Source organism: uncultured Fibrella sp. (genome assembly GCF_964250085.1).
Taxonomy (GTDB): Bacteria; Bacteroidota; Bacteroidia; order Cytophagales; family Spirosomataceae; genus Fibrella.
The window spans coordinates 393,012-405,686 of the sequence record NZ_CAXUEC010000003.1 but is presented as its reverse complement, the minus strand read 5'-3'; the positions used below and the strand labels follow the sequence as shown (position 1 = coordinate 405,686).

General features: G+C 51.7%; 14 protein-coding genes. 8 read left to right on the top strand and 6 right to left on the bottom strand.

The annotated features are described in order from the left end of the window. Positions 1-139: 139 nt before the first annotated feature. Both ACFE8Q_RS11170 and ACFE8Q_RS11165 read left to right on the top strand, forming a co-directional pair. Positions 140-1,573 (top strand): histidine kinase, encoded by a 1,434-nt coding sequence (locus ACFE8Q_RS11170; RefSeq protein WP_375445474.1) that lies wholly within the window; start codon positions 140-142, stop codon positions 1,571-1,573. Continuing rightward, complete coding sequence (locus ACFE8Q_RS11165; RefSeq protein ID WP_375445473.1) at positions 1,570-2,358, top strand: LytR/AlgR family response regulator transcription factor; 789 nt, start codon at positions 1,570-1,572, stop codon at positions 2,356-2,358. Before ACFE8Q_RS11170 ends, ACFE8Q_RS11165 begins: the two co-directional genes overlap by 4 nt. 14 nt (positions 2,359-2,372) lie before the next feature. Here the strand turns inward: ACFE8Q_RS11165 and ACFE8Q_RS11160 are convergent, their stop codons facing one another. The 3 genes from ACFE8Q_RS11160 to yidD form a co-directional block, all read right to left on the bottom strand. Then, entirely contained in the window at positions 2,373-2,807 is a 435-nt protein-coding gene (locus ACFE8Q_RS11160; RefSeq protein ID WP_375445472.1) for a DUF4174 domain-containing protein, read from the bottom strand. Positions 2,808-2,916: 109 nt separating this feature from the next. Continuing rightward, entirely contained in the window at positions 2,917-3,297 is a 381-nt protein-coding gene (locus ACFE8Q_RS11155; RefSeq protein WP_375445471.1) for a co-chaperone GroES, read from the bottom strand. A 5-nt stretch (positions 3,298-3,302) separates the two neighbouring features. Further along, positions 3,303-3,512 carry a membrane protein insertion efficiency factor YidD gene (gene yidD, locus ACFE8Q_RS11150; RefSeq protein WP_375445470.1) on the bottom strand — a complete coding sequence of 70 codons (210 nt, stop codon included), beginning with the start codon at positions 3,510-3,512 and terminating at the stop codon, positions 3,303-3,305. Positions 3,513-3,636: 124 nt separating this feature from the next. On the opposite strand from yidD, the gene lgt reads away from it, so the two are divergent. Further along, a complete protein-coding gene (gene lgt, locus ACFE8Q_RS11145) occupies positions 3,637-4,485 on the top strand; it encodes a prolipoprotein diacylglyceryl transferase (protein ID WP_375445469.1) in 849 nt (282 codons plus the stop codon). Between the two features lie 185 nt (positions 4,486-4,670). After that, positions 4,671-5,306, top strand: a complete 636-nt coding sequence (locus ACFE8Q_RS11140; RefSeq protein ID WP_375445468.1) for a transposase — start codon at positions 4,671-4,673, stop codon at positions 5,304-5,306. A gap of 64 nt (positions 5,307-5,370) precedes the next feature. On the opposite strand, the gene coaE is transcribed toward ACFE8Q_RS11140, so the two are convergent. After that, on the bottom strand, positions 5,371-5,961 hold the full coding sequence (gene coaE / locus ACFE8Q_RS11135; RefSeq protein ID WP_375445467.1) for a dephospho-CoA kinase: 591 nt from the start codon (positions 5,959-5,961) through the stop codon (positions 5,371-5,373). A gap of 262 nt (positions 5,962-6,223) precedes the next feature. On the opposite strand from coaE, the gene ACFE8Q_RS11130 reads away from it, so the two are divergent. From ACFE8Q_RS11130 to ACFE8Q_RS11120, 3 genes are all read left to right on the top strand, one after another. Beyond that, positions 6,224-6,778 (top strand): RNA polymerase sigma factor, encoded by a 555-nt coding sequence (locus tag ACFE8Q_RS11130; RefSeq protein WP_375445466.1) that lies wholly within the window; start codon positions 6,224-6,226, stop codon positions 6,776-6,778. Positions 6,779-7,094: 316 nt separating this feature from the next. After that, positions 7,095-8,201 carry a hypothetical protein gene (locus tag ACFE8Q_RS11125; protein WP_375445465.1) on the top strand — a complete coding sequence of 369 codons (1,107 nt, stop codon included), beginning with the start codon at positions 7,095-7,097 and terminating at the stop codon, positions 8,199-8,201. A 14-nt stretch (positions 8,202-8,215) separates the two neighbouring features. Further along, the gene (locus ACFE8Q_RS11120) at positions 8,216-9,334 is read left to right on the top strand and encodes a hypothetical protein (protein WP_375445464.1); all 1,119 of its coding nucleotides are present in this window, start codon (positions 8,216-8,218) and stop codon (positions 9,332-9,334) included. On the opposite strand, the gene ACFE8Q_RS11115 is transcribed toward ACFE8Q_RS11120, so the two are convergent. Both ACFE8Q_RS11115 and ACFE8Q_RS11110 read right to left on the bottom strand, forming a co-directional pair. Then, the gene (locus ACFE8Q_RS11115; RefSeq protein ID WP_375445463.1) at positions 9,331-9,978 is read right to left on the bottom strand and encodes a Pycsar system effector family protein; all 648 of its coding nucleotides are present in this window, start codon (positions 9,976-9,978) and stop codon (positions 9,331-9,333) included. The two genes, ACFE8Q_RS11120 and ACFE8Q_RS11115, sit on opposite strands and share 4 nt — an antisense overlap. Positions 9,979-10,117: 139 nt before the next feature. Then, positions 10,118-11,518, bottom strand: coding sequence for a PQQ-dependent sugar dehydrogenase (locus tag ACFE8Q_RS11110; protein WP_375445462.1), 1,401 nt, complete (start codon positions 11,516-11,518; stop codon positions 10,118-10,120). Positions 11,519-11,760: 242 nt separating this feature from the next. Here ACFE8Q_RS11110 and ACFE8Q_RS11105 point away from each other — a divergent pair, with 242 nt between their 5' ends. Continuing rightward, a complete protein-coding gene (locus tag ACFE8Q_RS11105) occupies positions 11,761-12,663 on the top strand; it encodes an SDR family oxidoreductase (RefSeq protein WP_375445461.1) in 903 nt (300 codons plus the stop codon). The last annotated feature ends 12 nt before the right edge of the window (positions 12,664-12,675 follow it).

Sequence of the window (12,675 nt, the reverse complement as noted above, 5' to 3'; positions counted from 1 at the left end):
TGATAGTCGGCACGTTGTCGCATCAGTAGGTTTGGGTTTTTGAATGATCACACAGCAGCAGTCGGGAGGAACGCATATCGATTTGCTTCTGGCTCTATACAATGCCCATAACGAATAGCCACCGTCTTCCACGTTACGCATGACTCGCGAACAACTTATACAACGAACGGCTGGCGTCAAACGCCTGCAAATGAGGGGTCAAGACCTGGCCAGGTTTGACTTTAGCGGGCTCGATCTGACGGGTGCCGACTTCAGTTTTTCAGACCTTAAGAAAGCTGATTTCGAAGGAGCCACCCTGAAGGGAGCCGACCTTAGTTTCGCTGCCCTGGATGGTGCCAACTTCACCAATGCCGATCTGAGCGATGCTAACCTAAGTTTCAGCGATTTGTCGGGCGTTTCGATTGAAGGAGCGAACCTGTCGGGGGCCAAAATGAATTTCTCGGCCATCTCGGCTAAGCGAGAAAAACTACCCGGCCGGGCCGAGTCGATTACGGTGACGACCCTGCTCAATCAGCCGGGCTGGGGATTACTGATCGGCATGACCCTGGGCGCGCTGGTCGTGTATGGCTTCAGTGGTATAATCTACTTCACGGCTCAGATCGTGACCACGAAAGACCAGACAATGGCGATGCTGTACCGGTTTCTGGTCACGTTGAACGTTTTGCAGGGAGCCACCACCTTTCTGCTTGTCTGGGCTATTTCCAGATGGCTCGACCAGAAGAACTGGACAATCTGGGTCCGGCACCTGTTAGTCACCGTCATGACGATCGTTTCTACCACAGCTACCAGTTTTCTGTGCTATTTCTGGTTGGGTCGGCAGGCGGTACTTGAACTGGCACAACGGCCTGGCTATGTAAATGACAACGCTCCCGGCGGCATCTATTTACTTTCTTATCTACTCACCGCCAACGGCATACTTTACCTGTTGCATCAGGGGCGGCAGGTGACACGCAAGCTGTCTGAACAGGAATTTCAGTTGCTGAATATGGAGAAACTGAAAACGCGTGCTGAATTGGATGCGCTTCAGGCCAAAATCAACCCGCACTTTCTCTACAACGCCCTGAACAGTATTGCCAGCCTGGTACATGAAGACCCCGACAAAGCTGAGTCCATGACGCTGCACCTGTCGAAGCTATTTCGCTACACCACGGGCCGTGACGGGTCGCATTTTAGTAGTCTTGCCGACGAAATCGACATGGTGAAGACGTACCTACAGGTTGAGTCAGTACGGTTTGGCGACCGGCTCACCTTCACCATCTCACCCATCACCGAGGCTATAAGCCAGACCCAGATTCCTCAGTTTTTGCTGCAACCGGTGGTGGAAAATGCGATTAAACATGGCATCGCCAAACGCGCCGACGGTGGACTGATCGACATCCAGATTACCGAAGATGCTGGCTGGCTCACGCTTTGTGTACATGATAACGGGCCGGCCTTCCCCGACACGATGGGTGCCGGCTATGGCCTGCGGAGCATTCAGGATAAACTCCGATTGCTGTATGGTGAAGCAGCAACAGTTACCTTGCAGAACGACCCGAAGAAGCAGGTGATCATTAAACTCAACATGCTATGAGTCTACCACTCAATACAATCCTGATCGACGACGAACCATTGGCCATCAGCCGGTTACGACGGCTACTGCTGCCTCGCGCCGACACGTTCACGATCATCGGTGAAGCCCGAAATGGAGCCGAGGGACTGGCCCTTGTTGAGACAGAACGGCCCGATCTGATCTTTCTCGATATTGAGATGCCGCTGCTTAATGGCTTCGAAATGCTGGCCCGGCTTTCGTATATGCCGCTTGTTGTATTTGCCACCGCCTATGATCAGTATGCCATTCGGGCATTTGAAGAAAACTCTGTCGACTACCTGCTGAAACCGATTGAAACAGACCGGCTCGACCGCACGGTGGCCAAGATTCGAAACCTGGTTGGTAGCCGACCCGCAGGTACGTTGCCTGCTATCGCTAACCCCTATGCCGATAATTTGATGCGGCTACTGGAACAGATGAAGCCCCGAAAAGAATTGTATTCGATTTCGGTAAAAACGGGCGAAAAAATCCTGCTCCTCCCCCTCACCGACGTAGCCTTCTTCGAAGCTGAAGAGAAATACGTCTTCGTGGCAACCACCGACGGGCAAAAGTACCTGACCTCCTATACGCTAACTAACCTTTGCGAGCGCCTCCCTGACACCTTCGTACGCGTGAGCCGTTCGGCGGTAGTGAACAGCCACCGCATCCGGGAGTGCCAGAAGCAGTTCGACGGTAAATTCGTGCTCACCCTGACCGACAAAAAAGCGACCCGGCTCACCACGGGGAGTACCTATACCGACACTGTCAAGCAGCTACTTAGCTTATAAACCAGCAGGCTACGTTAGTTTTTTCGTCCCATCTCGCTTTGTCGCATCGGCATGGCATCAACGATTTGGAAGAGTTCAGATGTCGCCACTGGCTTTGAAAAACGCTGTTTTACACCACCATCTTTCCCAATCAGGTACGTCATAAAACCAGCGGTAGGGCTCAGTTTCCGGTCGCCGCCGCGCAGGTACGTCCGGTCGGCTTCGGTGAGGTCGCTTTCCAGCACCACGATCTGGTCAAAATCACGCTCGGTAAAGCCGGTTCGCTGCTCGGCGAATACCCGTTTCTGAGCTACCAGATCAGCGTTACCGGCGTCGCGGGCGTAAACAAGTACCACCCGTCGTTGCCACTTTTTACCGGCAATGCGGGCCTCGAGCGACTTGCCAGGCTCAGATAAGCTGTTTGTCACTGCGCTCATCAGGGTAAATAACAAAACGATACGACTGATCATACAAACATCGGTTAGCGAACGTCGTACACGGCACCAGTTGTGTAGTCAGCGAAAGATATACTATGCTATCAACCTACACGGTACCGCGTACGACGTTACGTGTACGGCTCTAATCGAACAGACTTTCGGAGCGTTCGAGGAGTAAAATCGAGGCCTGCGGCACAATGACATAGGCGACTCCTTCGTAGTCAAGTTCGATGGCATTCCGTTGAAGGTAGATCGCCAGATCGCCCTCCTGGGCCTGCAAAGGCATATACTTTACCCGCTCTTCCGTTTCTTTCCACGGTTCATCCTCGGCCGCAGCCGGAATCGGATAGCCCGGCCCCACTTTTACAACGTACCCAGACTGCACCTGTTCCTTTTCCTGCACGGTCGGCGGCAGATACAAACCAGACGTGGTACGGTCGCTCGCCGATTTCGGTTTAATCAGAACCCGGTCGCCTACCACCAGCAGGCGAGTCAGTTTATTATCAGGTGTTATGTTTAGCATATTTTTTAAGGTACTGGATCGTATCCGTGTGTGCCCCAGGGATGGCAACGGCCAATGCGTTTCAGGCCAAGCCAGCCTCCGCGTACGGCCCCATGTTTCTGAATCGCCTCGACCATATACTGCGAGCAGGTAGGCGTGTGGCGACAGGCATTGGGGAAGAACGGAGAAATGGCCCCCTGATAGAACCGAACCAGGCCAATCAGTAGATATTTCATGGGTAGGGCTGGTTAACCAGGTTTGACCAGCAGGTATCATCCGTGTAGCGCATCCGGGATTGAAATCTGTCTATCTTTGCCGATAACAAAAAAAAGCCCGTTAGATTCCTCACTTCTCACACGAATGCTTTCTTATATCCTCTGGGACGCCGATCCGGTTCTCTTCGCCGTCGACGCGTTTACGCTATTTGGCATCAACTTTGGCCCTTTTGAAATACGCTGGTACGGTCTGCTCTTCGCCGCTGGTTTTCTGATCGGCATGCAGATCATGACCCACATCTTCCGCAAAGAGCGTAAACCGCAGGAAGATCTGGATGCCCTGCTCATCTTCATGGTCGTTTCCACCGTGCTGGGAGCCCGCATTGGCCACTACCTCTTCTACGAACCGGAAGTGCTCTTCCGCAACCCAATGGAAGTGATCATGCCCCCCTATCGCGGGTTAGCCAGTCACGGAGCTACCATCGGCATTCTCACCGCGCTCTGGCTGTACTCCCGCCGCAAATCAAGTCGGCTCACCGGCCAAACCTTCCTCTGGACCACCGACCGCATTGTGATCGTGGTGGCGCTGGCAGGTGCCTGTATCCGGCTGGGCAACCTGATGAACCACGAAATTGTGGGCCTGCCGACGACCGTTCCCTGGGGGTTCATCTTCAAGTATAACAACGAGTACCCCGTCGGTGTACCCCGCCACCCCGCTCAGTTGTACGAATCACTCTCGTGCCTGACCCTGTTTTTTATTCTTTTTGCCCTCTGGAACCGCATGAAAGAGAACACCCCACGTGGCCTTTTTCTGGGTATCTTTCTGATCTGGGTATTTGGTCTCCGGTTCTTCTACGAGTATCTGAAAGAAAATCAGGTGGCTTTTGAGAATACACTCCCGCTCAACATGGGGCAGATCCTGAGTATCCCTGCGGTACTGGTCGGCATTTTCTTCGTCATCAGAAGCAGGCAGAATAAACTGCCAGCCGCCTGAGTATCTGGCGCATAACGTACCTGAATAGAAACGGACTGGGCGAACCCTGGTCCGTTTTTTTATACATATCTGTTACCACATACCTGCTCAGGTTGACGCTTACTCAAAACTTGTCACCACATGTCAAACACAGATCGTACATTGGTCAACTAACTGATTTACTGACTATATAAACCCAATTGACTATGTTTATCCAAACACGTTCGGGTCTGCTCACGGGCACGGCTTTACTCATTGTTCTGACGCTTGCCGCTGGTTGTGGCGGCAGCGATGAGAAAAAAGAAGAGAACGACGGCGCGTCGGCATCTCTTGGCGGTACGCTAAATGCCGTGCAGGAGATGGCCAAGCAGGCCGAAGAAGCCCAGAAAAACGGGCCTGTTGCCACTATCGACTTCCGAAAGCTGAAAGACCTGCTGCCTGCCGATGCCGACGGGCTGCCCCGTAAAAGTGCTACCGGCGAAAAAAATGGTATGGGCGGGTTTAACTTCTCGACCGCGACGGGTAAATACGAGAACTCCGATAATACGGAGAACATTGAGCTAGCCATTGTTGATGCCGGCGGATCGGGAGCCATGATGGGAATGGCCGCCTGGTCGATGGTCGATATGGATAAAGAAACAGAGTCGGGCTACGAAAAAACCACCAAGATCAACGATAACAAGGCCTACGAAAAATACGACAATACGAACAAATCCGGCGAGATTGCCGTGCTGGTCAAGAATCGATATATCGTCACCATAAAAGGCAATGGCGTAGACATGACCAAAATCAAAGCCGTTCTCGACGACGTAGACCTGGACAAACTGAGCGACATGAAGTAGGGGTTGGATGTTAGTTATTGGTTATTAGTCATTGGCGACGATATAATAGACTGGTAACCAATAACTAACATCCAATACGGAATTGCTCATCCAGTGCCAGAACCTGTGGGATGAGCAATTCCGTTTCGTCGTTCAGCAACACATAATCAGCCAGTTGTAGCCGGGCCTCATCGGTGATCTGGCGGTCTATAATTGCCCTTATTTCTGATTCACTCCGTTGCGGATCACGTTCTCTGATCCGTTGAATCCGCAGGCTAAGCGGGGCCGTCACCACCACAACAGCATCCAGGTCATTCTGGTCACCCGCTGCGCGCATCAGAGCGGCCTCTTTCACCACGTAGGGAGCCGCCTGTTGCTGTACCCATTGATCCGTATCAGCAAATACACGCGGATGAATTAATGCATTTAGCGAGGCCAGCCGTTGAGGATTACTAAACACCTGGGCCGCCACAAAAGCCCGGTTGTAGTTGCCTGCCTGGTCATAGGCTTCCCGACCCAGTAACCGAACAATATCCGCCCGTAAAATCGGGTCATGTTGCGTAAGCCATTTGGCTCGTTCATCGGCCTCGTAAACGGGAATACCAACCAATTGAAATACCCGACACACTACACTTTTTCCAGAACCAATTCCGCCGGTAATTCCTATTTTTCTCATAACCCAATAGTGCCCTTCATATTTATCCCTACTTAACAGACTAACATGATAGAATTGTATCCAAAAAGCAGCACTAATTAACTGATAATTTGATTTAATAGCTTTTTCGTACAATCTTGGGGGTGACATTAGCTTCTCATTTCCGTACCTTTTAATTAATATTCGGTCCATTCGCACACTATCTAGTAAAAACCCTTTTCCTCTATGTGCCACATAGTTTACTTCGTGTATTCACCAAACTAATCTGTTATCGTATGTGATTATGACAGCCCCAGTCGCTAAGGATGAAGACTTGATACGCATGTATCTGTCAACACACAAAAACAAGTATTTTGAAACGCTCTACCAACGGTATGCAAACAAAGTTTTCCGACGATGTTACTCGCTAACCAAATGCAGCGCAAAAGCTGAAGATTACACGCACGACATTTTCATCAGAGTCCATTCAAACCTAACTAATTTTAAAGAACGCTCTACTTTCTCAACCTGGTTATACTCGATTTCCTACAACTACTGTATGGATCAGATTAGGCAGGGAAATAGGCTAACGACCGTGACCATCGACGATGAAATGGCCCACCTGATAGCCGACGAATCGGACAGTGACCAGCACGAAGATCAACTCCAGACGCTGACACTCGCCATTCAAACGATCACAAACGAAGAAGTAAAAATGCTCCGTTTGAAATATGAACACGATCTGGATATTAAAGAGATTGCCCGACGGTATAATTTGAAAGACAGTGCCGTTAAAATGCGTCTTAAGCGTACCCGAGACAAGATTCGTGACCAGTACACGTATCGTCTCAATATCTAAGTACCGGCTTTACAATTGAGTGACTACAACGAATTCAACTACCTCAGCGATTTGTGTTGTGTGCCAATAGGCACAAGCCTCCTTCACAAATCACACTGAGGTAGCCAAGTGCCATAATTTGTATACTACAACGGTTAAACCCGCTGCCTTAGGTTGCTGACCAGTTCGCCAGCCAGTTTGCCGGAAAAGACGAACTTAACCTGCCTGTACGCACCACAGAGTAACCGCAGGTAAGCACTAAAAGTACAAACTACGAAACAATCCTTTGGGCGTAATTTAGCGAACGTGAACAGCTTGTTCTGTAACTTGAGCAGCGATGAAACTGACTCTAGTATTTACCCTTCCATTCTTCCTGTTTCTGGTAGCCTGTCCGGGTTTGACCGTTGCGCAGACTAATAGTACGTCAGGTACGTCCCCGGACAGCCCCTCGAAGGCCAAAACCACCGATTTGTTTCTCCGCGAAGAGCCGCTGACCTTCACCCTGACGGCGCGCATGCAACGCATTGTCCGTGACCGAACGAAACCCAAAGATGACTCCCTGTCTGTGAAGCATCCGGCCCGGCTGACGTATATGGATCTGACCAGGGTGGATACAGTCTCGCTACCCCTCACCCTCATCGTGCGCGGGAACTTCCGCCGGAACGCGAATAACTGCGATTTCCCGCCGCTCTATCTCGACTTCCTGAAGAAGACAACCAAAGGAACGCTCTTCGCCAAACAAAACAAGTTGAAACTTGTAACCCACTGCCAGGCAGAAGATTACGTGGTTCGAGAGTATCTGATTTATAAACTCTATAACCTGGTTACCGACCTGAGTTTCCGGGCGCGACTGGCGAGGGTTACCTATGTGGACTCACTCCGTAAGCGCCAGAACGAAACGCGCTGGGGATTTCTCATCGAAGATGAAGACGATATGGCGAATCGAAATCGGTTAACCGAGCAAAAAAAAGGTGTCGAGGCGTCGGCAGTCGATTCGCTGTCGATGGCCCGGCTGGCCGTGTTCGAGTTTATGATCGGCAACATCGACTGGTCCGTTTTCTACCGCCATAATATTCGGCTGGCTACGGGACCTGGTTACCAAAAACCAGCAGTAATCCCGTACGATTTCGACCACGCTGCCCTGGTTGATGCGCCCTATGCGCAAGCCATTGAACCCGATAACACCACAGGCATACCCGACCGCCAATACCGCGGCCCCCTTTATCCAGGCTGGCTGCTGAAAAAGGTATTTACGGAATTTAACACGCTGAAACCGGAATTTTACGCCCTGTATACAAACGACAAGCGCCTGAACCGGGCCTATGTGAAACAGACGTTACGGTTTTTAGACGCTTTTTACTCGCTGATCAATGACCCCACCGCCGTACGGGCTAATTTCTTTAACGGCGACACCAACGGCGTACTGTTTGGTAGCTTTAAGTGACCCTATCTCCCACCATGAAAAAGAACATCTACCTGGCAGTCAACCTGTTGATTTGCACGCTTTCGCTGGTTTCTGTCGACGCAACGGGCCAAACTGATTCGTCAGGTACGTTACCTGAGAAAAAAACAAAGGCGAAAAAAGTCGCTGTTGTGAAGCCCCTCTTCACAAACGACCAGGTATTGTCGCTCACCATCGCCGCCCGGATGCAGCCAATCCTGCGCGACCGTGCTCCGACCAAAGCCAATGAAAAAGGCACCGACCACCCTGCCTTGGTAAGTGTGTCGACTGATTCAGGAAGCGTAGCGCAGTTGCCGATCAATATCCAGGTACGTGGTCATTTTCGGCGTAGTTCAGCCAACTGCGTATTCCCGCCCCTCTCGCTCATACTGCCCAAGCAAACCACCAAAGGCACCCCCTTTGCCAAACAGTCGTCGCTTAAACTGGTGACGCATTGCAACAACGAAGAATATGTGGTGAATGAATACCTGGTTTACAAAGTCTATAACGTGCTCACCGATTTAAGCTTTAAAGCACGACTGGCTCAGGTCACCTACGCCGACTCGGCCAAAAAGCAGTCGGTGATCACGCGTTGGGGCATCCTGCTTGAAGATGATAGCGACGTGGCTAAACGAAACCGGGCCAGGCCGTATAAAAGCCGTTACAGGGCCGAGAACTGCGACACGATGGCGACGGCAACCATGGCAATTTTCGAGTACATGATTGGCAACACCGACTGGTCGGTCGTTTATCAGCATAACGTCCGGCTCGTTCTTGACTCTACCAAGGCCCGGCCGTTACCGATTGCCTACGATTTTGATCACTCAGGTATTGTCAACGCGCCGTATGCCAGGCCAGCCGAGCAGCTCGAACTTTCATCGGTACGGGAACGCCTTTACCGGGGACCTATTTACCCGGCGTCTGTACTGAAACGGGTTTTTGCTCATTTCAACGCCATGAAGCCCCAGATTTACGCGATTTACGAAAACGAGAAGCGGCTGGAACGTGGGTACGTTAAACAAACGCTGGCCTACCTGAACGATTTCTACGCGCTGATCAACGACCCGGAAAAAGCACGACAAGTGTTCCAGGACCCAAATGGGCGGGGGGTGCAGATAAAAGGATTAGGCAATTAACGATTCAGTAGCAGCACGATCACGCAGCAGACAACGACTACCGAAAAGCCGATCATAAAAAAGCTATAGGCGATCGTAAGCAGCCGGTACTTCTTGATCAGCACGCGGCCCTGCGCGTAGATGTTATCAATCAGGCTGTTGTAGAGGCGTTTATCGTCACCAATCAGGTCACGTACCTGCTTCCGGTATTCGGCGGCGGTCAATTGAGTGTAATCACCAAAAAAGAGCAGGTCGATTGGGCGTTTGCTCGCCGGATCGTCGGCATCGTCGGGGGCCATTTTCTGCTTCAGCGAAAAGGTGGGCTTGGTGGCGAAAATCGAGATGATTACGGTGATCAGCGACACGATCAGCAGCAGGATTTCGGGAATCAGTAGCCGCTCCATGCCGTTGACCGGTTTCAGGAACGACGACATCGTGATGGAAATCAAAATGGCGTTGATCGAGATCATCAGGTTGGCCTTCCGGTCGGCCATCTCACTCAGACGCAGGTGATTAGCCAACGTGGTTCGAAACATCGTTTCTACCCCTTTGCTGGCTTTTTTCTTCTTTTTCTTCTCCTTTTTGGCCTTCTTTTCGGCTTCTTCATCAAACGGCAGCATAGCCTGAGTGTCGTTGATGGGCAGCGTGGTTTCGGTCGGATTCATGAGCGCAGAGCTTTTCTCAAAGATAGCAAAAAGGCCCGGTGGGTTGCAGCTTTTAATGGTATAAGTGGCTTGCCCTGCTGGATATACGGTCGTATTTAATGGGCAAAAAAAGAGCCGGACACTGGCCCGGCTTTTCACCTTACTGATTGACCGGCAGCAACCGGAAGACGTACCCAGGGTCTTCAACCGATACGTAGAGGTAGCCGTCGGGCCCCATGTCTACGTTCCGAAGTCGGCCGATATTCTTGAGGATATTCTCCTGTTTCACAATTTTATCGCCTTCCACTACACAGCGATTCAGGTACTGGAAGCGCAGCGAGCCAACCATCAGGTTACCTTTCCAGCCGGGGTATTTCGTGCCGTCAACAAAGGCCATGCCGCTGGGCGCAATGGATGGAAGCCAGTACGTAAGTGGCTGTTCCATACCCTCTTTAGCCGACAGATTCGTGATTGGTTTCCCATCGTAGTTGATACCGTAGCAGATCACCGGCCAGCCGTAGTTCGCTGCTTTTTTGATGATGTTCACCTCATCGCCACCCCGTGGGCCATGTTCGTTGGTCCAGATCTGGCCCGTTGCCGGATTCAGCGCCATGCCCTGCGGATTGCGATGTCCATACGAATAAACGGAGGTACGTTCCTTTTTATCGTTGGTAAACGGATTATCAGAGGGAATCCGTCCGTCGTCGAGCAGGCGGTGTACCTTACCGCAGTCACTGCCCAGCGATTGGGGGTTTTGTTTCTCGTTGCCCCGGTCGCCAACCGTCACATACAGGAAGTTAGCCTGATCGAACTTGAGCCGGGAGCCATAATGGTGCCGTGTTTTTGCGTAGGGTAAGGCTTCGAAAATAATTTTCTGATCGGTCAGGGCATCGCCCACCAGTTTGGCGCGCATCACCGCCGTGGTCGAGAGCTTGTCTGCTCCCTCCTGCTTCATGGCCGAATACGACAGGTAGACAAGCTGGTTCTTCGCAAAATCCGGGTGCACTTCCACGTCGAGCAGGCCGCCCTGCCCTTCCACGAGCACCGTTGGCCCGCCCGTCAATTTCGTTTTCCTGTTCGCTTTATCCACCCGATACACATCGCCCGACCGATCAGAAACCAGCATGCCTCCATCGGGCAGAAAAGCCAGTCCCCAGGGAGATTGCAGGCCACTGGCCACCGTGTCCAGTTTCACCGTCAGCCCTTCGGTGGTAAACACGTTGGACGTTGGTTTGGTAGCGAACTTGTACTGATCCACGTTCTTCAGGCTTTCCAGAATCAGGTCGGCCATCTCGCTGATCTCTTTTTCGTTCAGAACGGGACGCCAGGTGGGCATCCCAAGATCGGGATACCCGCCTGATATACTCTTTATAAGATCACTCTTCTCCTTGCCGTGCTTCCAGTTTCGGTCAACAAACGCCTCTACTTTCTCGCCGTGGCAGGACGAACAATACTGTTCATAATTCTCGCGGGCCGTCTTTACGGCGGGCTGCCGATCAACCAGAAAACTACTCAACAGGAATACGACAAGAAAGGCTGCGCCAAGGGTATAGTTTAACATACATGCATCTGTTTACCGTAAAACATACTAGCCTCCGTTTTTCTACTCCCGGCCCCCGACCGTCTTCGTCAACAATTCCTTCACTGGTCATCCAGACGGACTGTTATCCATTCATGTCTACCCAAATGGCCCCTAAAACAGGCTGACTCCATTACCTCACTCGTAACCCGAACATTTAAAACGATTCCCTGTGTGGGGTGTATAGTTTACAGATTATTTAACCTCCGAAAATTGGTAAACTAATGAACTCAGTTACAGAAAACATGACAGCTACGTTGCAGGACCCACTGATGAAGTACCCCGCGCCGCCGTATCCAATTGACGAGCAATCGACACCGGGCACCGAAGCAGCCATGCAGCCTATTGCCGATCACGGTGAAACGTCGTACAAAGGGTCTGGCAAGCTGATGGGTCGAAAAGCGCTCATTACCGGAGGCGACTCTGGTATTGGCCGGGCAGTAGCCATCGCCTTTGCCCGTGAGGGCGCCGATGTGCTTATCTCCTATTTAAACGAAGAGGAAGACGCCCGTGAGACAGCCAGGTACGTTGAAGGCGCCGGGCGGAAAGCCGTATTGGTAGCGGGCGACATCAGCGACGAAGCCCACTGCCAGCAGCTTGTGCAACGGGCTGTTGACGAACTGGGCGGGCTGGACATTCTGGTAAACAACGCGGCCTATCAGATGGCGCACGAGTCGTTACAGGATATCTCCGCCGACGAACTGGACCATACGTTCCGAACAAATATTTTCGCGATGTTTCACCTGTGTAAATTCGCAGAACAACATCTGAAACCCGGCAGCACGGTAGTTAATACCACGTCGGTGAATGCCTATAAACCAAGTCCGCAGTTACTGGCTTATGCCGCCACGAAAGCTGCCATCCAAAACTTTTCAGCCAATCTGGCGCAGGTATGGGCCGAAAAAGGCATCCGGGTCAACTGTGTAGCACCCGGCCCCATCTGGACACCCCTGATTCCGTCGACGATGCCACTGGAAAAGGCGAAGACCTTTGGGCAGGACGTACCCCTGAAACGGGCTGGCCAGCCGGCCGAACTAGCCCCGATCTACGTGTTGCTGGCGTCGGATGATTCCAGCTACATGACCGGCAGCACGGTGCAGGTTACTGGCGGTTCACCAACCATTTAGGCAGATGAGTAA